24 protein-coding genes and 3 pseudogenes are annotated in these 22,480 nt (G+C 35.7%); 3 read left to right on the forward strand and 24 right to left on the reverse strand.

The genetic code is table 11. The annotated features are described in order from the left end of the window. Nucleotides 1-98: 98 nt before the first annotated feature. On the forward strand, nucleotides 99-1,121 hold the full coding sequence (locus FAY30_RS26905) for a LacI family DNA-binding transcriptional regulator (RefSeq protein WP_149873049.1): 1,023 nt from the start codon (nucleotides 99-101) through the stop codon (nucleotides 1,119-1,121). 70 nt (nucleotides 1,122-1,191) lie between these two features. Here FAY30_RS26905 and FAY30_RS26910 read toward each other — a convergent pair whose 3' ends face one another. Further along, nucleotides 1,192-2,079, reverse strand: coding sequence for an AraC family transcriptional regulator (locus FAY30_RS26910; RefSeq protein WP_190284969.1), 888 nt, complete (start codon nucleotides 2,077-2,079; stop codon nucleotides 1,192-1,194). 214 nt (nucleotides 2,080-2,293) lie between these two features. Here FAY30_RS26910 and FAY30_RS26915 point away from each other — a divergent pair, with 214 nt between their 5' ends. Continuing rightward, on the forward strand, nucleotides 2,294-5,680 hold the full coding sequence (locus tag FAY30_RS26915; protein WP_190284970.1) for a glycoside hydrolase family 2 TIM barrel-domain containing protein: 3,387 nt from the start codon (nucleotides 2,294-2,296) through the stop codon (nucleotides 5,678-5,680). 129 nt (nucleotides 5,681-5,809) lie between these two features. Here FAY30_RS26915 and FAY30_RS26920 read toward each other — a convergent pair. The 5 genes and pseudogenes from FAY30_RS26920 to FAY30_RS26940 all read right to left on the reverse strand — a co-directional run. Beyond that, nucleotides 5,810-6,415, reverse strand: a pseudogene (locus FAY30_RS26920) (DUF4091 domain-containing protein); the annotation flags it as partial. A 3-nt stretch (nucleotides 6,416-6,418) separates the two neighbouring features. Next, a pseudogene (locus tag FAY30_RS28155) lies at nucleotides 6,419-6,598 on the reverse strand (reverse transcriptase domain-containing protein); the annotation flags it as partial. Nucleotides 6,599-6,687: 89 nt separating this feature from the next. Further along, nucleotides 6,688-7,701, reverse strand: a complete 1,014-nt coding sequence (locus FAY30_RS26930; protein WP_149873052.1) for a site-specific integrase — start codon at nucleotides 7,699-7,701, stop codon at nucleotides 6,688-6,690. Next, the gene (locus FAY30_RS26935) at nucleotides 7,688-8,674 is read right to left on the reverse strand and encodes a tyrosine-type recombinase/integrase (protein ID WP_149873053.1); all 987 of its coding nucleotides are present in this window, start codon (nucleotides 8,672-8,674) and stop codon (nucleotides 7,688-7,690) included. Before FAY30_RS26935 ends, FAY30_RS26930 begins: the two co-directional genes overlap by 14 nt. After that, a complete protein-coding gene (locus tag FAY30_RS26940) occupies nucleotides 8,667-9,902 on the reverse strand; it encodes a site-specific integrase (RefSeq protein WP_149873054.1) in 1,236 nt (411 codons plus the stop codon). The genes FAY30_RS26935 and FAY30_RS26940 overlap by 8 nt, the downstream gene beginning before the upstream one ends. A 193-nt stretch (nucleotides 9,903-10,095) precedes the next feature. Here FAY30_RS26940 and FAY30_RS26945 point away from each other — a divergent pair, with 193 nt between their 5' ends. Further along, nucleotides 10,096-10,941: a group II intron reverse transcriptase gene (locus tag FAY30_RS26945; protein WP_317845720.1), complete on the forward strand. Its 846-nt coding sequence runs from the start codon at nucleotides 10,096-10,098 to the stop codon at nucleotides 10,939-10,941. 509 nt (nucleotides 10,942-11,450) lie between these two features. On the opposite strand, the gene FAY30_RS26950 is transcribed toward FAY30_RS26945, so the two are convergent. From FAY30_RS26950 to FAY30_RS27030, 18 genes and pseudogenes are all read right to left on the reverse strand, one after another. After that, nucleotides 11,451-11,684, reverse strand: coding sequence for a hypothetical protein (locus tag FAY30_RS26950; RefSeq protein ID WP_149873055.1), 234 nt, complete (start codon nucleotides 11,682-11,684; stop codon nucleotides 11,451-11,453). 2 nt (nucleotides 11,685-11,686) lie between these two features. Beyond that, nucleotides 11,687-12,064 (reverse strand): hypothetical protein, encoded by a 378-nt coding sequence (locus FAY30_RS26955; protein WP_149873056.1) that lies wholly within the window; start codon nucleotides 12,062-12,064, stop codon nucleotides 11,687-11,689. Between the two features lie 42 nt (nucleotides 12,065-12,106). After that, nucleotides 12,107-12,868, reverse strand: a complete 762-nt coding sequence (locus FAY30_RS26960) for a hypothetical protein (protein WP_149873057.1) — start codon at nucleotides 12,866-12,868, stop codon at nucleotides 12,107-12,109. 258 nt (nucleotides 12,869-13,126) lie between these two features. Further along, nucleotides 13,127-13,878 (reverse strand): annotated as a pseudogene (locus FAY30_RS28160) (XF1762 family protein). After that, complete coding sequence (locus FAY30_RS26975) at nucleotides 13,853-14,041, reverse strand: hypothetical protein (RefSeq protein WP_149873060.1); 189 nt, start codon at nucleotides 14,039-14,041, stop codon at nucleotides 13,853-13,855. Before FAY30_RS26975 ends, FAY30_RS28160 begins: the two are co-directional and overlap by 26 nt. Nucleotides 14,042-14,310: 269 nt before the next feature. Then, the gene (locus tag FAY30_RS26980; RefSeq protein WP_149873061.1) at nucleotides 14,311-15,384 is read right to left on the reverse strand and encodes a phosphoadenosine phosphosulfate reductase domain-containing protein; all 1,074 of its coding nucleotides are present in this window, start codon (nucleotides 15,382-15,384) and stop codon (nucleotides 14,311-14,313) included. Between the two features lie 102 nt (nucleotides 15,385-15,486). Continuing rightward, a complete protein-coding gene (locus tag FAY30_RS27435) occupies nucleotides 15,487-15,654 on the reverse strand; it encodes a hypothetical protein (protein ID WP_190284972.1) in 168 nt (55 codons plus the stop codon). Between the two features lie 281 nt (nucleotides 15,655-15,935). Then, a complete protein-coding gene (locus FAY30_RS26990) occupies nucleotides 15,936-16,343 on the reverse strand; it encodes a hypothetical protein (protein WP_149873063.1) in 408 nt (135 codons plus the stop codon). A gap of 361 nt (nucleotides 16,344-16,704) precedes the next feature. After that, nucleotides 16,705-16,929 carry a hypothetical protein gene (locus FAY30_RS26995; RefSeq protein ID WP_149873064.1) on the reverse strand — a complete coding sequence of 75 codons (225 nt, stop codon included), beginning with the start codon at nucleotides 16,927-16,929 and terminating at the stop codon, nucleotides 16,705-16,707. A 356-nt stretch (nucleotides 16,930-17,285) separates the two neighbouring features. Then, a complete protein-coding gene (locus FAY30_RS27000) occupies nucleotides 17,286-17,621 on the reverse strand; it encodes a hypothetical protein (RefSeq protein ID WP_190284973.1) in 336 nt (111 codons plus the stop codon). Nucleotides 17,622-17,647: 26 nt separating this feature from the next. After that, complete coding sequence (locus FAY30_RS27005) at nucleotides 17,648-18,109, reverse strand: thermonuclease family protein (RefSeq protein ID WP_149873066.1); 462 nt, start codon at nucleotides 18,107-18,109, stop codon at nucleotides 17,648-17,650. Nucleotides 18,110-18,206: 97 nt separating this feature from the next. Continuing rightward, complete coding sequence (locus FAY30_RS27440) at nucleotides 18,207-18,362, reverse strand: hypothetical protein (RefSeq protein ID WP_190284974.1); 156 nt, start codon at nucleotides 18,360-18,362, stop codon at nucleotides 18,207-18,209. Between the two features lie 93 nt (nucleotides 18,363-18,455). Next, the gene (locus tag FAY30_RS27010) at nucleotides 18,456-18,713 is read right to left on the reverse strand and encodes a hypothetical protein (RefSeq protein ID WP_149873067.1); all 258 of its coding nucleotides are present in this window, start codon (nucleotides 18,711-18,713) and stop codon (nucleotides 18,456-18,458) included. A gap of 608 nt (nucleotides 18,714-19,321) precedes the next feature. After that, complete coding sequence (locus FAY30_RS27445; RefSeq protein WP_190284975.1) at nucleotides 19,322-19,495, reverse strand: hypothetical protein; 174 nt, start codon at nucleotides 19,493-19,495, stop codon at nucleotides 19,322-19,324. Between the two features lie 380 nt (nucleotides 19,496-19,875). Next, the gene (locus FAY30_RS27015; protein ID WP_149873068.1) at nucleotides 19,876-20,835 is read right to left on the reverse strand and encodes a helix-turn-helix domain-containing protein; all 960 of its coding nucleotides are present in this window, start codon (nucleotides 20,833-20,835) and stop codon (nucleotides 19,876-19,878) included. Nucleotides 20,836-20,912: 77 nt separating this feature from the next. Beyond that, entirely contained in the window at nucleotides 20,913-21,251 is a 339-nt protein-coding gene (locus FAY30_RS27020) for a sugar ABC transporter (protein WP_149873069.1), read from the reverse strand. Nucleotides 21,252-21,268: 17 nt separating this feature from the next. Beyond that, the gene (locus FAY30_RS27025; RefSeq protein WP_190284976.1) at nucleotides 21,269-21,556 is read right to left on the reverse strand and encodes a hypothetical protein; all 288 of its coding nucleotides are present in this window, start codon (nucleotides 21,554-21,556) and stop codon (nucleotides 21,269-21,271) included. A gap of 241 nt (nucleotides 21,557-21,797) precedes the next feature. Beyond that, nucleotides 21,798-22,310, reverse strand: coding sequence for a hypothetical protein (locus FAY30_RS27030; RefSeq protein ID WP_190284977.1), 513 nt, complete (start codon nucleotides 22,308-22,310; stop codon nucleotides 21,798-21,800). Nucleotides 22,311-22,480 lie beyond the last annotated feature (170 nt).

The following is a 22,480-nucleotide window of genomic DNA, read 5'->3' on the forward strand; positions in this document are numbered from 1 at the left end:
TTAGCTTCTGTATGTTACCGTTAACACTATTTCCTTGATAAATGTTAACTATATGCTTTAAAATGGAAGTAAGTTTCATCTAATTAGGGGGATTACATTTGGTAACGATTTATGATATAGCAAAAAAAGCCAATGTCTCTGCTATGACCGTCTCTAGAGTAATTAATCATTCTGATAAAATCAGTGAACAAACGAGGAAAAAAGTTGAGGCGGTTATTAAAGAATTGAATTATATACCAAACAGTTCAGCGAGAAGCTTAGTCTCCAAGAAAACGAAAATTTTATCGTTAATGATTACCGATATATCTAACCCGTTTTTTACTAGTGTCGCTCGTGGTGCAGAAGACAAAGCCCTGCAAATGGGTTATCAACTGTTGCTTTGCAATAGTGATGAAAATATTGAAAAAGAATCAAAGTATATTGACATGCTGATTTCAACTGGGTCTGACGGTGTTCTGCTGGCTCCGGCGAGCGACTCTTCGAAAAAAAATATTCGTAAGCTGACCAAACACAATATACCGTTTGTATTAATCGATCGTTACATCGAGGATCTGAGGTGCGATCAAGTTCTGAGTGATAATGAAACCACCACTCGAAAGTTAATGGAACATTTAATTGAGCAAGGACATAGAAGAATTGCAATCATTAATGGTCCATTAGATGTTGCCACTTCTAGGGAACGTCATCAAGCGTATTGTGATACGCTTCATTTACATGGGTTGCCGATTAATCAAAAGTGGATTCACCAAAGTCCATTTTTCCAGGATAGCGATGTTTCCAGTAAGATTAAAAAACTTCTTCAGCTGCCTGTAAGTGAGCGCCCAACTGCAATTTTTGCGACAAGTAACTTTTTGGGGTTAAATACTGTAAAAGCTCTAAAAAAATTCGATATAAAAGTCCCTGAAGAGATAGCTGTCGTTTGTTATGATGAAGTACCAAATTATACGGAGAATGAACTTTTTCTAACAGCTGCCGAACAGCCTTCCTATGATTTTGGATATATGGGGGCTCAAATGCTCATTGAACGAATTGAAAAAACAAGTCCAGAAAATCCAAGGAAAATTGTACTTCCTGCAGATTTCCATATACGAGCATCTTCACTTTATAAAATGAACGAATAAAAAATAAGCCGGTTCCATTTAAAAGGAATCGGCTATTTTATATTCACGGGTTCACCACGCATATATTCTACTAATGATGTTGGATGAAAACACTATTTCTATGAATTTTTTTATACGCGCTTGGTGATAGATTCGTCCACCGCTTAAACTGGCGACTAAATTGCGCTGAGTCGCCAAAGCCTAAGATTTCAGCCACTTGAAGAATGGGATAATCCTGTTCCAGAAGCTTTTTTGCTTCCCTTAATTTTAATTCAGATAAATATTGACGCGGTGACATCTCATAAAACTTATGGAAAATGCGATTGCAGTAAGATAAACTGACACCTAAATCATCCGCAATCTGCTGGATACTCGTATTTTCATCTTTCTTTAAAGTGGAATGCAGTGTGCTTAATACTTCAATCTTTTCTGCGATTTTTTGTGCCAATGTAAATGCTCCAGGCTTTATTGGTGTATCGTTTTCCATCAGATCTGTCAACGTGGAGCATAGGTCATATACCATTGCAAGTATATGCATTCTTTTAGAAGGACCATTTAATACTATAAACTTATTTAAAATGGTTTTTAACTTCGGAGAAATGATCGTATTCAATTTCGAGCCGACTGGGAAGAAGTTTTCATTTTTATATTTTAACCAATTAGTGAACATTGGGTCATTTATATTAAAAATCATCACAAAAAACTCGAGTGATGCACTTTTCTGAACTTCCATTTTATGCACTTGATCGGGAAGGACTAGTGTAATATCTCCTGGAAGCTGTTCGTACGTTTTTCCATCAATCGTTATAACCTGGCACCCCTTCAAAACCATGCTTAGTTCAAAATAGCCAGGATGGGAATGGTATGGGTAGGAATATGGAGCTTGAACGACTAGATGAAAGATAGAATAAATATTACATGTTGCCTGCAAATCTGAGTGAACATAATTTCGATTAACTTCCGGTTGTAAATAACCCATCTTAGTCCTCCTGTAGTCCAATCCTTGCCACAATAATAACATCAATGAGTTCAACTATGGTTAATAAAATCTAAATTCCGTTTTATTTACCTCCTCTTTCATTAAATTGCAGGTTCAAATTTGGTTAACAACCTGCATGTTTTGGTTATTTATTCCCCCGTGTAATACTGTTACTATTTATGTCAATACACACCCAAATGGAGGGAAAGAAACAATGTACAATTATGGTAAAAGTCAATTGCCCAATTGGCAAAATCCACAGGTTATCGGAGTAAATAAACAACCACCTCATGCAACAATGCAGATTTTTCCTAATGAAGAAGGAGCTCTTAAAAAGACTTCTTCGTATTATCATTCTTTAAACGGTAAATGGAAGTTTCACTTTTCTCAAAAAATAAATGAAATACCTTCCCAATTTTTTGACGTCAAATTCCAAGATAACCATTGGAATGAAATAAGCGTTCCTGGCAGTTGGCAATTACAGGGCTATGATCAACCGATTTATTCTAATTTTCGCTATCCCTTCAATCCCAACTATCACATCTACTTTTCCGAACTGAATGAAACCGATCTGCCGCAATTCAAAAAGGCGGTTTCTGATTTTAAACATTCAATAAATCCCGATTATCCAACATTGCATCCCCCGTTTATTCCAGAGGATAAAAATTCTGTTGGTTTGTATAGGACGACCTTCTCAATTCCCGAAAACTGGGATCATCGTGATGTGTATATTCATTTTGCCGGAGTAGAAAGTGCTTTTGAACTATGGATAAATGGGATTGAAGCAGGCTATAGCCAAAACAGTATGTGTCCAGCAGAATTTAACATCACTCCCTGTTTGGAAGAAGGAATCAACCATATAGCAGTCAAAGTATATCGATGGTCTGCAGGATCTTATTTAGAAGATCAGGATGTGTGGCGATTAAGCGGTATCTTCCGTGATGTATACTTGTTTTCAACACCCCCTGTTCATCTATTTGATTTTTCCATCTATGGCGAACTTGATCATCAATTCCAAGATGTTGAGTTAAAAGTGAAAGCAAAAATTATGAATAATACGCTAGATTTAGTACCGCCGCATTCCATTGAAGTGAAACTGCTAGACCCTGACGGACAAGTTGTGCAATCCGAATTGTTCTTGCAAGGTGTTACAGCGGATCCTAATGGAAACCCAAAATCTATTCTTCCAGGAACAATGCGAACCATTGAGATGGCAGCACTAATCCATAACCCATTAAAATGGACCGCCGAAACACCGAATCTGTACACGGTATTGTTAACGTTAAAGGATCCACAGGGTAATGTACTTGAAGTTGTTCCCTGTCGGACTGGTTTCCGTAAAATTGAAATTAAAAAAGGACAATTTATGATCAATGGAACTCCGATTCTCTTAAAGGGCGTGAATCGCTCAGAGTTTAATCCTGATACCGGGCGAACGATTTCCCATGAACAAATGATTCGAGATATTAAATTAATGAAGCAACATAATATTAATGCTGTTCGGACATCCCATTGTCCACAAGATACCAGATGGTATGATTTATGTGATGAATATGGCTTGTATGTCATGGATGAGGCTAACCAAGAATCACATGGTATTTCCTATAAAGACAATGTCCTTCCTAGAAATGATCCACGGTGGATGTATAATTCATTGGACCGGGCAGCAAGCATGCTCCAGCGGGACAAAAACCATCCATCAATAATCATTTGGTCGCTTGGAAATGAATGTGGCGAGGGAGAGAACATCTCCTTAATGGCTGCGTATGTTCGAACGATGGATAGTAGTCGACCCATCCATAAACGGCAAATGCATAGTGTAGCCGATATGGATAGTGAGACATATCCATCAGTGGACTGGATTGTTGAGAGAGCCAAGAGTAATCCAGACAAACCGTTTTTGATGAATGAATACGGTCATGCAATGGGAAATGCAATGGGGAACTTATCTAAGTATTGGCAGGCTGTTGAAGCTTATCCATCATTGATTGGCGGTTTTCTTTGGGAATGGTGTGATCATGGTATCCGGCAGATAGACCAAAATGGTCAAATGTACTTTGCCTATGGCGGTGACTTTGGCGATCAACCAAATGATGGAAACTTCTGCATTGATGGAATTGTCGGTCCAGACCGGGAGATTACTCCTAAATTATTAGAAGTGAAAAAAGTATACGAGCCTATCTCTGTTGATTTTGACTCTTCTAAACTTGGGGAGGTAATCATCCATAATAAGTATTATCACACCAATTTAAATCAGTTTGATATTTCATGGCAGCTTGAAGAAGATGGACGAATTATTCAAAGAGGAACAATTCCTCCAATAGAACTCGCTCCCGCGAAAACAGAACTTCTTAGTGTTCCAGTAAATCCTTTTCCGGTTAAAGAAGGTGCAGAGTATTTCTTGCAGATTTGTTTCCATCTTAAAGAGGAAACACGATGGGCAGAGAAAGGATATAAAATTACCTGTGAACAGGGGCTCCTTAATTTTCCAGTGACCCAATGGGAAGCCAAGGAATCTGAGCATTTACATCCCTTAACGGTCGATGAAACGGATCAGACAGTCATCGTCATTTCTGAAGGATTCCAAATGCAGGTGGACAAAAAGAGTGGTTTTATTACCCATCTTCAATATAGAGATGTTCCGGCCATTGACCACTTAAATCATCAAACATATGGTCCAAAATTAAACGTATTTAGAGCTCCAACGGATAATGATCGTCACAGTTCATATATGACTGCGGATAATGGATGGCATAATATTGGACTTAATAGCTTAAAACCTGAACTAGAAACACTAGTTGTTCACATAAACAATGCCTATCAAGTTGAGGTTCATACTAAACATACATGGGTTGGTAAACAGGAAACTGGTTTTATTCATACATGCCAATACACAATTACTGGTGATGGGGTGGTTACTGTAGATAATCAAGTTAAACCATTTGGTCATCTGCCTGATCTTCCAAGATTAGGTGTGCAATTAGCGCTAGAAGGGGATTTTGAGCAGTTAGAGTGGTATGGTCGAGGTCCACATGAAAGTTATCCTGATCGAAAGAGAAGTGCAGCCGTTAGCCGATACGTATCTACTGTAACGGAACAGTATGTAGCATATATTCGTCCACAAGAAAATGGGAATAAAGAGGATGTTCGGTGGATAGCATTAACCAACCAGTCAGATACAGGGATTGCAGTGGTATTAAATGGAAGGATGTCCATAAGCGCTTTACACTATAAGGCTGAGGACCTTGATCGAGCCACACATACAAATTCTCTTCAACCGCGAGAGGAAACATTTCTATCGATTGATTACAAACAAATGGGATTGGGAAATCGAAGTTGTGGACCGGAGACATTGACCCAATACACGTTACGTCCTACACCTATTCAATTTAGCTATTTTCTACTCCCTTATTCATTTGAGGAGGGGGATGTAGGAAATTATATTCGAAAATTCAGTAGAGAAAAAGGACTCCAACTCCTAAATAACAATGATATAATCAATGGTGATGAACAATTTGAGATAAATTCACCAAATCAGCAACCTGTATATGAAGACCCAAGTGACCCCGATGTTCAATTGAAGGTCGGGCATAAGTTTTAAACGCTAACAGCCTATTTCATATGTTGAAATAGGCTGTTATGGTAAAATTCGATTTTGAAAATTTCCCCGCGAGCACACTAATTAGATACTGGTTATCTTAAATTAATAAGAATGGTTTTTGATTATAGGTTAATGCTGAAATACTGCACTGTCTCCATTGGATTTAAAAGTTTCTTTAATTTTGTCATTAATCTGCCCTCTTTTTTGAAGATACCACTCTTGGTCTTGTGAATATTGTTCAAAGGTGATTTCATGGTTCAGTCCTTCTTCCAAAAAGGTTAAAACTTGTTCTCTGCCAACGAAGCTTTCCAGCAATTGAAGCCCTCTTAAATCCAGAAGGGCTTCATTTAAAACCTCAAGCCTAATCGATTCGATTGGTTCATCCTCACCGGGATAAACGAGAAAGGCATCTCCGGAAGGGAATGAATAGTTGGCGTCGGTATTTTTGAATGGATCGATCGCCATTTTCGAGTATTGTGAATACCAAAAGTTATATCCCCAATGAAGAAAGCCAGCGATTTTATATTTATATAGCTGAATACCGAGAACTCGATTACGGAACGATGGCATCGAGAAAAACCGGTTTGCAACCTTTTTATATTGAGCACAGCAATAATAGGTCCAAAGATTTTCTACTCCATTCTCCAAAAAGGGTTTGATATGATCATTGGAGGGAATCGGAGTTTGGACGAGCCCTTTTTCATAGAAGGTATAGTCTGAAAGTACGTCAATGACTCATTCGTTCATCCTCTTGTTTAAAGATTCAAGCAATCTTGTCGCCTCATCTTCTGTCTTACAGTGGATGACTGCGTCATCCGCATATCTCGCAAATGGGTTGTTAGGGTGATTAATAGCCATCCATTTGTCAAATGTGTAATGTAGAAATAAATTTGCTAGAACTGGACTTATGACCCCACCTTATGCAAAGTAAAATATTATGCAAAGTAAACTTCCTAAATCCCGAAATATAGAGGTTTTTATGCCATTTACTTTGCATAATTTCACAGCTACTTTAATTCAGACAGCCAAGTAAGAAGTGCCTGGTCCTGACTCCAGTCGGGAAGATTGCTATCAATCAGATCAGGATATACATTTTCAACTGCCTTCCTTTTTGTCTCAGTATCTGTTCTGGCATAGATTTCTGTAGTTTTTAAATCTACATGGCCAAGAAAATCACGAATGTATATGAGATTTACCCCCGCTTGTAATAAATGCATAGCCTTCGAATGACGAAACATATGAGGTTTCACTTTCGAAGGTACAATTGTTGAAGTTTTTCTTGCTATTTCAACATATTTAGAAATAATGTAGGCAATCCCTTCCTTGGTTAGTTTGTTTTTCTGGTTATTTGTAAAGAGGGGATATTCATTTTTCCAGGGTTTATCTAATTTGTTTTCACCAATATAACGCTCCAATAAAGATACTGTGTTCTTCATAAGAGGAACACGCCTTGTCTTATTTCCTTTCCCATTCAATATAATAACTGCCGAGGGTTCCAAGATTACATCCCTTACTTTAATATCAATTAGTTCTTGCACCCTTGCTCCCGTGTCATACAAAACACTCAATAATGTCAGATCACGGCGGCCTTTCAGACAGCCCCTTTCGGGCTGTTCCAAAAGTATTTTCATAGCCTCTGGTGTCAGATGCTCCACCACTGTTTTCCTGGCCTTTTTAGCAGGGATTGCGATTACCTTTTGAAAATGGAATAGACCGGAAGGTTCTTCAGCCTGAACATAACGAAAAAAGGAATGAATCGCAGAAAGCCTCTGGTTTCTAGTTGAGATGCTGCACTTTCTATCCATTTCTAACCATTCCAGAAAACCGGTAAGAAGTTTACTTGAAAGAAAATCTAAAGTAATCCGTTCTGCTTGAATATTTTTGGTTTCTTGGCAATATTTAATCAAAAGTTTAAATGTGTCACGGTAAGATTGAATTGTATTCTTACTAACATTTTTCTGTGACGGAAGGTACACTGAAAGGAATTCCGTAAGGTGCTTCGCAAAATCAGTAGGTTTCATCGGTATCACCTTCCAACTGAGGAATCATATCTGGATACCGTGTTTCTAGCTTTAATGTAATATCTGGAAACACATCCGCAGTCAGACGCAGATAATAAGCAGTTTCTTCGAAAGAATCGTGGCCTAAATACGTTTTAAGGACTGGAAGGTATACCGTTAAATCCTTTTCTTGTTCGGCCCATTTTTTCAGACAATGAACGGCATAAGTGTGGCGAAAATCATGAATACGCGGCCCTCGTCCTCTTCCACCGTGCGAAATTCCGGCTCGCCATAAAAACTTACGGAAGTTTTTATATACATTTCCTACCGTCATCGGTTTTCCATCAAGCGCCGGAAAATAATAATCTTCTGCATTTGGATAAGGATGTACCATTTTTGAATATTGCCGACAACGTTCCGTAAGGGACGCAGACATCAGTACCAACCTGCTGTTATCCTTTTTAGATTGATTTATGGTCAGGACACCATTTTCAAGATCAACGTCAGCTACTTTAAGAAGCCTTGCCTCGGATACCCTCAACCCGCACAAATAAATCATACGAAAGAAAACGGGCATAATGTGATGTCTGTGTGGACATTCGGAACAGTATTTACATTTTTCCGTTTCAGTAAAAAAGCCTTTTACTTCATCAATAGTATATATATACGGCACATATTGTTCTTCTGTAGGAAAATATCCCTTAGGGATAATATATGTTTTGACTCCAATGGAATCGAGATACTTACCAAATTGGCGAATAACTGATGTCCGCGAACATAAATTTGCCTGTGTTTCGTAAGTTTTTTTGCTGCACCAGTCTAAAACGATTTCCTTAGTAAGTTCGGTGGCATGAGGGTACTTTTCCATTGTATATCTGTCAAAGCGTTTTAGATGGCGTGCATCTGTATCGTATTTATAGCCGATTGCCTTTTTCAGCTCCACATGACTTTGAAGATGATTTTTAAAAGGTCCTTCATAAATGATTTCACTCATAATTCATCACCTCTTCAAAATCAAGGGCACATTCCTTCAGTTTTTTAATGTCAACCTTTAGATAAACTGCTGTTGAGTCAGTATCCACATGGCCAAGAATATCTGAAATAGTTGAAAGGGGGGTGTCCTTTTCCAAAAGCATGCTGGCCATTGTATGCCTAAGGGAATGCATTCCCCGTTTTTTCTTTAAAGTAGGAAGGTGTGCTAATTCCATGTACCTTTTAATTAACTGATTTAAATGGTCTCCTTCTGAAAAGGGACCATATGGTGCCATATGCTTTACAAATACAAAGGGACTGTTTATTTTAGGACGGCCGTATTTAAGATAATCAATGATTGCCCAGCCCACTTCCGGTGTTAATGGAAGAGATAAAGGTTGTCTTGTTTTTGATTGAGTAAATACAAGCTTTTTCTCTTCCCAATGAAAGTGCTCCATTTTCAAATTTTTAATATCTGTACACCGCAAACCGAGGCAACATGCTATTAAAATAATTGCATAATCTCTTTTGCCCTTTGGGCTTCCTCTATCAATGGCAGCGATTAACTTTTTCAGTTCATCCTCAGTCCATACAGATGGAATACGGGTCTGCTTTCTTGCTTGGACCATGGGAGTCTTTGAAGCAAAATCAGTCTGTATTTCTCCTTTATCTAGAAGAAAACGTAAAAAGGCACGCAAGGAACAAATATTTTGCTCTACTGTTTTGTAAGTATAACCAGCCAAGGTTTTAATGTAGTCATTAATCAATGTGAGATTAATTTCTTTACAATCCATAACCTTCTGCGAAGAGAGGTAATCCATGAATCGAGCGGATTGTTTTACATAATGGTCTATTGTAACTTTGGAATAATCTTTATCAACACAGTATTGCTTAAAATGATTACTAATTTCGATAAAGTAAGAATCCGTAAGGATTTCCTTATGCTTATAGTACCGGCGTAAAATGGTAGAGTGAAGCTGAAAATCACCAATCACCCGAATAATACGAAGTTCTTGAGTTTCTGACTGAGAGAGAGTTCTATCGAAATCTTTTTCGAAAATATTAAAGTATTTTTCAACAAAATCAATTCCAAGTCTTTCAGAATAGTGCGTTTCACCCCGCTCTTGTGCATAATGAAGAAGTTTCTGCCACCGCCCCCTGTAAAAATTCAAAGTGCCTTCAGTGTAGCCAAGTCGAATCATTTCCTGTTCCAGGTCATGAATCAATAAAGCTAGTGGTTTCCTTTCCATATTTATTTCCCCCAGATATGATAATTTGAGCATCAAGCTCATATATCATTCTCGGATATTATGCGAAGTAAATCGATTGGAAACCTTGAAAATATAGCCTTTTTATTGAATGCTTTGCATAATTACTTTCTTTGCATAAGGGGGGATTATCTCACCTCTTCTAGCTAATATTGCATTACATGGTTTAGAAAGCCTGCTCAATATTAGTTATAGAGAAGAAAAGAGAAAAACTAAGGTATCTTTTGTTAATCAGACTAAGTATGCAGTGGCAAAGTATGCAGATGACTTCGTCATCATGTGTGAATCTGAGGCAGAGGCTAACGATTTATATAACAAGCTAAAACCCTATCTAGTAAAAAGAGGTTTAGAGTTAGCATTTGAAAAGACAAAAGTTACTCATATTAAAAATGGGTTTGATTTCTTAGGTTTTAATATAAGAAAATACAAAACTCACAATGAGAGCAAAGTTCTTATCAAACCTTCTAAGGATAGTATCAAAGTTACTAAAAAGAAAATAACCGATAAAACAAGGCAATTCTATGGAAAAAATGTACAAGTTCTTGTCAGTACCCTAAATCCTATAATTATAGGTACGGCAAATTATTGGAGTCCAAGTGTCGCCAAAGAAGTGTTTTCCGAAATGGATTTTCATATTTGGAAAACACAATATAAGTTTCTAAGAAGGCTGCATCCGAAAAAGAATGGGCGATGGATTAGGCAGAAGTATTACAAACCAGACAAAACTGGTCAGAGCAATAATAATTGGATACTAACTGACCCAATAACCAATAACCAACTTAAAAAGATGTCATGGACACCAATTGTAAAGCATGTACAAATCAAATATGATTACAGTCCTTTTAATAAGAACCTCAAAGGATACTTTGAGAAACGTGATATTAAAGAGTTCCATAAAAATAATGTGGCATATAGGCAGAAGTTAGCTAAGAAGCAAAAATACAAATGTCCTTTATGCAGCCATTCAATAACAGATGGTGCTGAAGGATTAGAAACACATCACAAAATTCCTAAGAGTTAAAGGCGGAAGTAATGAATATAAAAATCTAGAATTAGTCCACATTTCTTGTCATCTTGAATACCATAAGGTATTCCCTGCAAAGGGAGAAATTCCAAATGACATTCAACGTAGAAGCGTTAAGAAATATATCAAAGGAAAGAAATTATCAGGACTAATCTAGCTAAAACTTGGACAAAGGCATGCTTGAGCCGTATGTTGGGAAACTAACACGTACGGTTCTTAGGGGGGACGGTGACTGAGAGGTTGCCCTCCTACCCGACAAAAGGCGGCAATAACTTTTAAAAACAAAAAAAGAGCCGCCACGAATACAGAGTAGTCATAAAGACTGACTCTGCACCGTGGGGCTCTCCCATTGGTTTAAATTTAATTACGTTTATGTTACCATAATTTGAGGTTATTGGGAATGATTAATACTATTCCTTATTAATCATAGAATCAGAAAAACTTCATTTTAATAGACATCAAAAAAGAAGCTGACCGCAATATAAACGTTTCAGCTTCCTTTCCAGTTAGAATAAACTTAATTGTCCTTCTTCATTTTTAATCAGTTGAGTCTGTTCAGATTGAACATTTTTTACTTTTTTAACCTCCATAGTACCATTAAGAGCATTACCATGTTTTAATTTGTAACATCGACATCTAGTTTTTTTACCTGGATCCGTTTCTGCAAAAACGCATTCCTCTTTTCCATAATTACATTTTAAGAATGCGTGGCAGCATGAAAATTCATGATTCATTGCCATTATTAAGCTCCCCTTTCATTAAATGAATCGAATGTAAGTTGTTTGTTCTCGAAAAGATTTTCCAGACTTAACAAGAACTTTATATTTTGAATAATAATCTCCGTTGTAGACAGATCATCTGGAGCTTTGATACGTTTCCCGCTCGGCAGATATACTTTTCTTCCATCTTCATATTTCCTTGCATTTAGATAGGCTGTGGAATCACTACTGAAGAAGTTATATTCCAACAACAATTCATCCGCTAACCCTAATGCATGAAAATTTTGTTCTGGAAATTTGGCAAACACTTTATCCAATACAGTACGAATAAAAGGCTTACGGCTGCTAAGAAAGGGTACCATTCCACCAATAGAGATAACCTCATGTTCTTGATTAACCAAACACTCTAATTCACTAATGGAATCAGTGAATTGCCAAACCGGTTAGATGGTGGCGCCTGGTGTCAACTCCTTTAATTTACGATAGTTTTCTTTTGTTTTTTGTGGATCACCGACAACATCTAAAGGCAGAAATCCCAAAATGCGCTTATTATGCATATTGTCATTAATGAACTTGGCATACCCTTCAAGAGTAAAATCATCCATGACCGACTCTGGAAATAACTCTTGTTGCTGTACCGCTTTCTTTCCCCTCTTTTTCTTTTCATTAAAAAAACTAAAGGCACCGGAATCTATTAGAGCATACAAATCATATTTTTCTAGCATATTTAATGTTTCAGATGACTCTACAATAGATTTATAGTTAAATAGAACACGTTTAACTCCTATCTTCTTAAGTACTTTTTCGAGTAATTTAGGTGATCTCTCAAGACTGGATGCAAAAAATAATGTACCAATCAGGGAAATACGTAATTCACCAAATTTAAGAGTCTGTAATTTAGAAATGTATCTGAAAATATGATTTAGTATGCCAAATAAGGCTGAACTAAACTCTCTAAAGACTTCCATTTCCTTTCTTACAGCTGTTCTTTTAAAGTACATATAACTTATCGCCCTACGAACCGTATCGCATCTTAATCGAAAGGCTTTAGCACCTTTATTTGATTTTAAATATATACAATCCTTCTCATAATCAACAAGATAGTTAATTGCTCCTTTAACAGTACGGAAATAACCCTGCTTTTTTATTTCCCTTCTAAATTTCCTCTCTGCAACCCTAGCATTAAGGTCATATTCTTTATACATTTCGATATCCTCCTTAAAATACAAAGAGCCCATTCTGTTGAACAAGCTCTCCTTAACTTGATTTTAATTAAAGGTAATTCTGTAAAAATAGATAAACCCTATATAAACTGAAGGCAGTAAAAACAAGACTTAGCACTATTTCTACAATTGAACGAATTACTTTAATAATTACATATAAAATAATTAACCCGATTACCAACAACCAAACAGAAGGTAGTTGAAGTAAATTTAATAAAAAATCCATAATTTTTTCCCCTTTTAACTGATTTTCTTTACCCATCTTTTTTTCGGACAAGTAGGTGCTTTATCAAGTCGTTTCCTTGATTTACTGGACCATGATCCCCCATCACTAATTCCATTCAGGTTAAAGCCACAGGCCTTTAATGAAGCACCATCTTCGGTTTCTAATGTGTATGTGATGAGTTTAGTGTATCCCATTGCTTTTGCTGCTTGATACACTGCCGAAAAAAGCTTTGTCACACTGTTTTTATAGATGCTAGATTTTATACAGCACCTTGTAATTTCTAATGTAAAGCCATCATCTAAGAGCCTACTGGATTACCAGCCATTATTACTCCAATTAGCTTATCGCCATCACTCAAGCCAATTGAAAATTTATGGCCTTGGGGGGCGATATGGTGCCGATGGTGTTTATTGATAAACTCGCTGGCTTCCCTAAAACTTATTGGAACTGTTACAAGACTTAATGGTTGAGGCAGTTCCAAAATCATGGTATCTAACGGATAGTCCTTTTGATACCAATCTAGAAAAGTCTCAATTTGTTCTAGAGCTAATACCTTTGCTGTTTCTTTTGACATTGCGCTATCCCAAACAATTTCATATCCATCATCCAAAAGGTCTCCCAGCGAGCCATCTTTTAAATCATTATCGTTGGTAATGATGTATATATTTGTTGAGATTTTATAAAAAATCCAAAAGAATGGGGTTCTTTTATGCAAGCTACTTCCTCCTATTAAAAGTGTTTTAGTGAATTGAATAAGCCCATACATGAGCGTAATAGATATTAAATTTCAAACCGCCTTCATCGATTTCAAATGAGTCAGCGTCAATAGAAGTTACATTACCGTAATAAGAATACTCCCTTGTATTAACACTTAATTCATCACCAATTGAGACTGTCTTTTTAAAATTTTCAACTCCTAATTTATTCATAGAGTTATCTCTCCCTTAATGGTTTTGTTTTCTTCAATTACCGCTAAATAATAAAGGCTAACTGATTATGTTCATTTTCCTAAACCGGGAAAATCGAACGACTCTCTACAGCCTTTGTCAATTTCAAAACTGGGGATTCCTAAAAGATTCTAGGATTCCCGTTTCGATCAAATGTCCTTAAATTACGGATTAATTTAACCTTCTACACTTTTATTTCTTCCGATTCAATAGAAAGACAGAACCGCTTAAGCTCTGTCTTCTGAATTTGTTTAATATTTTGCTGGTCCACCCATATATCCATGAAATGCTCCTGCGGATACTTCCCATTTCCTCATGATTAAATCTTCTTTATTAAAATTCTTGGATAACGCAAGATTAACCCACTGGCTTAATCGTTTGTCTTTTGGCAACCGTTCAATAGAACCTAAATTCGCCTTCTGTTCTAACGTTAAGCGATTCGTATCTATCGTATGATTTAATTCCTTTTCCAGCTGGACCAATAGATAAAAACGGTCAGGTGCGATTTCTCTCATCATCGCCCATAAGTCCGCGGTGCTAAAGATACATCCGAAACATGAGGTTCGATTCCATCCTAGCAAATAAGCTGGGTGCGGAAGAAATCTGCGTTTTTCATAAGAATCCCAAATTTTTTGCTCTGTCCAATCAATAACTGGTCTCCATGCATGGACAATCCTTTTCATTGAGCTGCAAGGATGAATTTCAAATTCTAAATATCTTGCTCTATTTGGTGATTCTTCTCTACGTTCCCCTGTTAAAACAAGGATCTTCTTTGGTTCTTCACGAGTACCCTGAAACCGCGGGTGATTGTTGAGAACCCTTCTAAATACGTCTATTTTGACATAAGGAGACCACCAACGAACCCGTAAATCGGGGCTCATTGCCGGCCACTTTAAACGAGTTGTTTTTTTACCATTTTTAGTTGGTAAATGAACGGTTTTACCATCTTCACAATAATATATATCGCCAGTTAAAGAGTCCTTACGGAGCAATTCCCCATATATCCCATTCGCTCTCCATTGATATGCTGTCTTTATTCCAAAGTGTTCTCCAACTGCTTCTATGTAGGATTCTGTTACTGGCCAATCCATTAGTTCAACATACTGTTTTTCTTTTCCATCAATACTCTGGTGCCAAAGCTCGATCTTATCGGAAGGTACCCCCATATTTAATAGATAGAATAAACAGGCCATAGAGTCCTTTCCTCCAGAGGCGGATACAATAATATGGTCATACTCATCTATCGGAAAAAGTTCAATTTGTTTTCCGTTCTCCACTTTATTTTCAATAGTTACCTCAAAATCTATTAATGATAATTGATGCATTATCCTTACTCCCTGTTTATAGATTAATAGTTTACTGCAAGATTAAGACTCTCTTTCAACTTCCAGAATGAATAAAGAAGAGTCTTAAGTTCCTCGAAATCCTCATTTACAATCCCCGGCTCTTCCATACAATACGCAAACCAAGACCCCATCAAAGCCTACTCGAACAGCAGCATGATACCCCTCAACACAACGAAGATTGCGAAATGCAAATGGGTAACCATCCTTTGATGTCTTGAATATCCATTTTGGAAAATCATGCTTATTCATGGCTTTCACCCCAAAACCGAAAAGTTCTTGTTCCGCGGCTTTCTTCTTTGCATAAGCATATTTACCTGAACAAATAACTTCCTCTGCCTCTAAAATTGGAAGATTCGTACTTGCTTCCATGAACAAGGAGGTATGGAACGGATTATAACAAACTCTTAAAAAATCTCTTGGAATCTGTTCATTAAATCAAACCAGTTCTCCACGAACGCATGGACACGTTTCCTTATTTCCTTCACTGTTTTCTTTCTTCTGCTTTCTGATACAATGAAATCGAGCATTTTTTACCCGAACAGTACTACAGTGTGCAATACTAAACCGGTTTTGGAACAACGAATACTGTATCCATTATTGGTGTGCAAGTTTCTATACACATCGACAATGGAACCAATGGATACCGGCCTTCCCTTATATGGCTCAAAAAACATAGCTTCCGGTTCTATAGGCAGGTCTATTGGGCTAACAGCAACAATGTCACCTTCGTAATATTCTTCAGCTTTGGATGCTCCAATTTCCCATATTAGAACAGTTGCTATTCCAACTCTTTCATCATACTCCCATCCTCTTAACTCACCGCGGATAATTGAAGTTATTTCCCCGCCTTCAAGATCAATATCTTCCAAGACAGTTACTTCATAGTAATCTCCAACTTTAGTTAGAATGTCAGCTGGCTTTTTTGTTATTGCAAACATCAAACTTCCTCCTAAAATAGAAAAGGTAAAGAAACATAGTTAGTTTCTTTACCTCTCACATTTGTTTTATTCAGCCCTAAGCAGCAATGATTCTTAAAGTTTTTTAATTTTACGCTCCTATAACAGAAATCCTGTTTTCCTTCCAACATCAGGTAAATCCCAATCACGAACATGCTGTGCAAGCAATACCCTTTTATTTCGAATCTGTAGGTAACTATTACAACCTCTCAATTTCGAAATTAATTTATGCGGATATTTGATTTTCCTCAACAACCTCATAATCTGACCCGATTATTGTTCATGAGTATAAAATAAGTTGAGGGTTAAATGTCGCTTTGTTTTATACAACTATCATCACTCCCTAATAAAGATTACCCGGTTCAAACCTTCTATTTTCTTTCGGGCCTTTAATCTTACCAACTAAAACACCGTCAGAATTGTAGCGATGAACCTTGCTGTGGGAGAGAAATTCTTTAGCGTGATCAAGATTAATACCCTGGATGCTCAGGAATCCTTTAGCTGCCTTTACAAAACCTTCTATGGCTTTGCTTTTTGCTTGCTCAGATAATTGGTTGAATTCCATCATTTTTATTCCCCCTAAATAGTGTGTTTGCAACCCTTCCTCCTTCCGAAGACACAAAAAACAGCCTTTGGAGTATCTGATTTTAGACACAAAAATGCCTGTAAAATCTTCAACCCAAAGGCTGCCCGTTTGTTAGTTTCGCAATTTAGTATATTGCTAGAAAATCAAAAAGAAAAAATTGTTACATGTAAATTATAGCAACTTTTCCACTCAATGTATACTTCAATTTTCCTCAATGAAATGCCTGAAATAAAGAAAGACCATATCCCTAAATTTATGGAATACAGCCTAATTGATGAATGAGTTTTTAGTTTTAGCAGAACATTGAATTAAAATATTAGCATTCATACGTTTCATTTTTAAAGGGATGAAGATATAGATTCTAGATGTTTTTTTAAATGTTCTAATAACCCTGCATCCCTGTAGTTTTCTGCAACAGCAAAAAGTACCTTTTTTACTTCATTATTAAACCGTTCTACTTCATCATTGGACAATTCCTTTAGTTCTATCTGTTTGGATAGAGTTTCAATCGATTTACTTATTAATTCTAACTCATCAATGGCCTTTCCCTCTAAACATATCGATAACTCTTCTTCATTATTATTTATCGTCTTTAAATTAAGCCCTATTAGTTTTTTCAGAATTGTTCCCACCTTCATTCTACAATTGTAATTATTTCCTATATTATAGTACAAAAGTCCTTCTTTATGTGCGTTTTATATTAATTATTACTTGAAGTATTTTTATTTATTTTTTCAAATAATTTCTCCTTAAAATTAGATGTGGTTTTGCCAAGTTTATTTTTGATTTGTTCTTTTACATCCTCTTTTATAATATCCATATTAAATCCGTTTTTATTATCTACATACCCCGGAATACTCCAGATATTCTTTTCTGCCTGTTTCGCAATAGTTTCAGCTTCTTGGTATGTATCAATATATTTATATTTGTCATAGAGATATGCCACTCTTACTAAGCCTTCCATGATTAGTATTTTTATAATACTATTTCCACCAATAAAAGTATGAATTAAATATCTACCGTACCTATCAGTGATACTTGCATTAGGATCGATTTCAATCTGAATTTCTTTTCCAAGTATTAAATCAGTTAAAAATTCTGTTGCTTCTTTACCATATAATTGTTTCTCTTTCGTAAATTCGGTTCCATTTATGCCTAACAAACGTCCTTTGGCGGTCGCTCAGGTTTTTGGGTCTTGAAATTCAATAGTATCTCCATCTATTACCTTAGTTACTTTAACTGTTCTCCTACCTTTAACTTCATTCTGGAGCTGCAGGGGATTCAGTAGAAGAACTTCTTTCTGAAGTATTGCTTTGCTCCTGGTCCTCGGCATTTAGAATATTTTTCAAGAGTGGTTTCTTGGTTTCAAGTTGTCCTTCTTGTTCAATTACATCATAATCAGGTCTTTTTTTCATAGAAATAAGACTCTCAAAAGATGAACACGAAGTTAGCAAAGATAAGATTAAAAAAAATAAACATAAATGTTTTATCACTTTCTCACTCCCTGTTTATTTTATTTCGATTGTTTGTTTCGTCACTTTAGCTATAAAATGTAGACACTCTTGGATAGGATAACCGACAATACTATGTTTCTGTGCATACTTAACTCCCCCTTTTAATTCAAGCTGTAAGACTAACTCATCAAGAGACAGTTCCCCTCTTTTTATCTTATTAAAGTTTTTAAGCACTAGAGACTTCCAAATTATACCTGAGGTCATAATATAGACTTCCCCTTGAAATTGCCGATTGAGGATCGTCTCATTCATTTCCCTCCTTCTATTCTCAGCCGTCTTCAATTTTTTCTCCCTACTTAAAAAACGAAAAAGACCACAAAGTAGCCATTACTTTATAAATGACTCTCTGGGTCTGTCCCATTAAAATTATGTAATTTTCCTTATATTACCATTTTAAATATAAAATGTCATAGTATTTAATTTTTTTTGGAATCAGGTTATTAATTGCTAATATTTGTATACCTTATATTTATATTTAATTCGATTTACGCATTAAAAAAGAGATAAATACAACCAAAGAAAAACAAACCAATAACAAGTCCTATCAAGCTAAATTTTATCAACCATAAATCATCGTTCACTTTTTATTCTCCTTAACAATTTGTGCCTAATTAACACTTGAATTATATAGGGCGTTATTTATTTTTCTGAATCGCCACAAAGTCGCTGAACCTGTTCATCAGTTAATCTCAAAATAGTATCTTCGAAAGAAAGTTGAAAAACTTACTTTCCATTATCTTCAAAATATGCAATAACATCAAGTTTTTCATCAGTTAAATCAACTAACTTTTTCGCTTTTTTCACAATTTTCTCCCCTTCGTTACAATCGTATTTTTGAACTATATGTTTCGAACTGTGAACTAGATTTCCCAAGTGCAAGAGTAAAAAGGTTCTTCATCTCTAACCCCGTCAATTTCTGAATACACATAGGTATGAACACCTGTTTTGCTTAATATTTCTGCTTCCTTAATGGCAAATTGAAGATCTGTAAACACCTTTTCGTGTTGCGTATATTTAACAACATATGTTTTCATCGTTTTCCTCCATTACGTCACATTTTAGATCAATAGTAGAAGGCGGGCCGCCAATAAATAAAGTCATGCGACCCTAAAGTTATATATCCTTTTTATCCTCCCTTTCCTATACTAAAAAATTCCGGGACTGCTATGAATATTTAATCATTTCCAATACTTTTTCAGTCTGCTTTAACTCTCGTTTTTACAATAAGGTATAGAGGCGGAAATTAAAATAATGGCCGCTACAATAGACCAAAGAAATCCGGATTCAAGAAGAACGCAAATGATACTTAAAACTATAGTTAAAATAAATACCAGCTCTAACATATTTCACTTCTATGAATAACAAAAGTTAATTAACTATTTGAATCGAATTGTGCCGTTAATTGTTTTTTAATTTATAGATTATAATGCTTGTTTAGAATCTCGATGACTAGTTCTTCAATATTCATTTTCTTAGAATCTGCATCTTCCTTAATTTTTTGTTTTAATATTGAAGGAGCTGCCACCGTTAACAGTTCTAAGTCGCTATCTATATAAATCCCGTCTAAACGCTTGATCACATCTCCCCTATTTAGTGATTCGTATATTTCTTCTAAAATTTCCTCAGATGGTATCTCTGGAATTAATATTGGCTTAACTTCAACAATTATATTACCTTTGTTTATATATACCTTCATATTCTTTGGGCCCAGATATTCATAGAATAACTCAATTATTTCATAAAACCGTTCATTTTCTTCAAAAATAAATTTTGCAAAGCCTCTTTTGGTGATATATGGAATATCCTTTATAGGCTTTATTGGTTCATATCCTTTTTTCTCTATCTCAATGTATGAAATATTTTCACCATTAACGGTAGATAAGTATGGCTGTTCATCATCATCTAAAAGGATTCTATTACCTGGATTTCCACTAAGGTCCTTGAAGGACTGAAACCATGCATACCCTTTTTCTTTATCATAAAATTCCTTTCGTTCTCTCTTTTTACTTTCTATAAACTCCATTTTAAAACGCTCTAGTTCTGAAGGACTTATAAAATAAATTTCTCTCCCTCTATATTTCATTTTTTCAGCTTTTAGTTCCCCTTGGTTAATATATAGTGCAATGGTCGTGGGATGAACTCCAAGTAACTCCGCAGCTTCTCCAGTTGTTATTCCTGGTTTTGCAAGCTTATTTCTTAATGACTCAACATCCTCTTTAAAAAACAATTTAGTGGTGTCAATTTTCCAATTATCTTCGTAAACGGGTTTTAGTTTTCCTTCTTTAACATACCTATGGATGGTTGAGGGCTTAACCTTTAACATTTCAGCAGCTTTACTAGTTGTAACTATGTTGTCTTTATTTTCTCTCTCCATCTTTCGCACCTTTCTTCCATTTGCTTCTAATACTACACTTTTTTAGTGCCATAGTTGGTTCCAGTAATTGCTTCTCCCTAAAAAAGCGTTAATTGCTGAAAGCCTGTATCTACTCCTAATTCCAAAGAAGAACAATTTTTGCCTTCTGGCTGAAGGTTAAGGGAATCTTCCAAACTAGTTTCTTCTATTATATTGCTAATTTCCTGAAAATCGTTAAACCAATGTAAAGGGAAACATCCCTTTAACTTAGTTAAAGCTACATCATCATAAAAATAGCAATGAGTTTTTAGAGGAAAGATATAATAGCCCTTAAGAGCAACTTCAGAATAACCAGGTTTGCGCCAAATCAGTCTGGCTCGATATGTTTTATCTCTCCTTAAGGTTATCTTTCTCACAGCTGGTTCATGGACTTCCATTATATCTCCCTCCCTATTTAGATTAGATTTGCTTCCTCTGCATAATGTATATACTCTTCAATAAGATTATCTATTTCTACCTTAGTTGGATTTTGAAGAACAGTCTTTATGTAGGAATGCTTTAATACAAGAACCCCATCACCGTGTAGTAGTTCTATTTCTACAGTTGAACCCCTTGAACTTTTTAACCGTCTTATTTCGATACGTGTGGAGGCCTTAAGTTTAGTCAAATAATAAGTTGTAATTCGGATTTCATATGATCCCTTCCGAACCCTTTTATCATCTGTATTAAAATTTTCTTTCATTGGCTAGTCCTTTCTTTAAGTGGTGAAAGATTTCTAGCTGTTAGCTGTATCTATAGACTATTATAATCAAATGATTTCTACTTAAATAGTTACAAAAATGTAAAGAGAAACCACATCTTCATATATAAATCTGTGGCTTGTACTAAATTCAGAAGAAAATTAATGTTTTACCAAGTATTTATCGGCATCTATGTAAGAATCGAATAATTTATTTTGATGATTAAGTTCTAGGGAATAAAATTCACCAGTGGCTTCGTGCCCTACAATTATCGCTTTTTTCTTTTCCATTCCTAACTTCATTAATAACTACTGGTATTATTTTTCCAGCGTTAACAAAGTAAGCTGTTTTACCAGTTAACCAACCAAGTGTTTTTTCCCAATCTTGTCGGCCTGTGATTAATTTTTCAATCTTAGTCCGTTTCGATACCGATTCGAGAGCTGCCTTTGTACACCCCTGCAATTGCCCATTCTCCAACACTACTTTTATCGGATATTTTTGGCTAGGCTTAACCTCATAAATAATTCCGATAGTTCCGCTATCCTTCATTTTGACAGGACGCCCTGGAATAACATCAGCATCTGAAATAACTGTGCCTTCTGTAACTCCATATCTATAACCTTTGGGAAACTTCTTTGAAATTTGTTTAACTACTTCATTTTCCGCCAAAGCTTGTATTTCTTTATCGCTCAAACCTTCCGGAATATCTATTGTCACTAAAATAGAAGGTAATTCAAAAGTAAATGTTTTAATCATAGCAATCAGCCCTTTTTAAAGTTTTTTAATGTTCGCTCAATCAAGGATTGTTTAAAATTCAAACTATCCTCCTTTTGGGAAATTTATCCTTGATAATATTAATTTATCACATATAAAATATATAGTCTAGTATATTATAAATATATATTGAATAATATTATAATTAATAA

Origin of the sequence: Bacillus sp. S3, from assembly GCF_005154805.1 — a bacterium.
Lineage (GTDB): Bacteria > Bacillota > Bacilli > Bacillales > Cytobacillaceae > Neobacillus.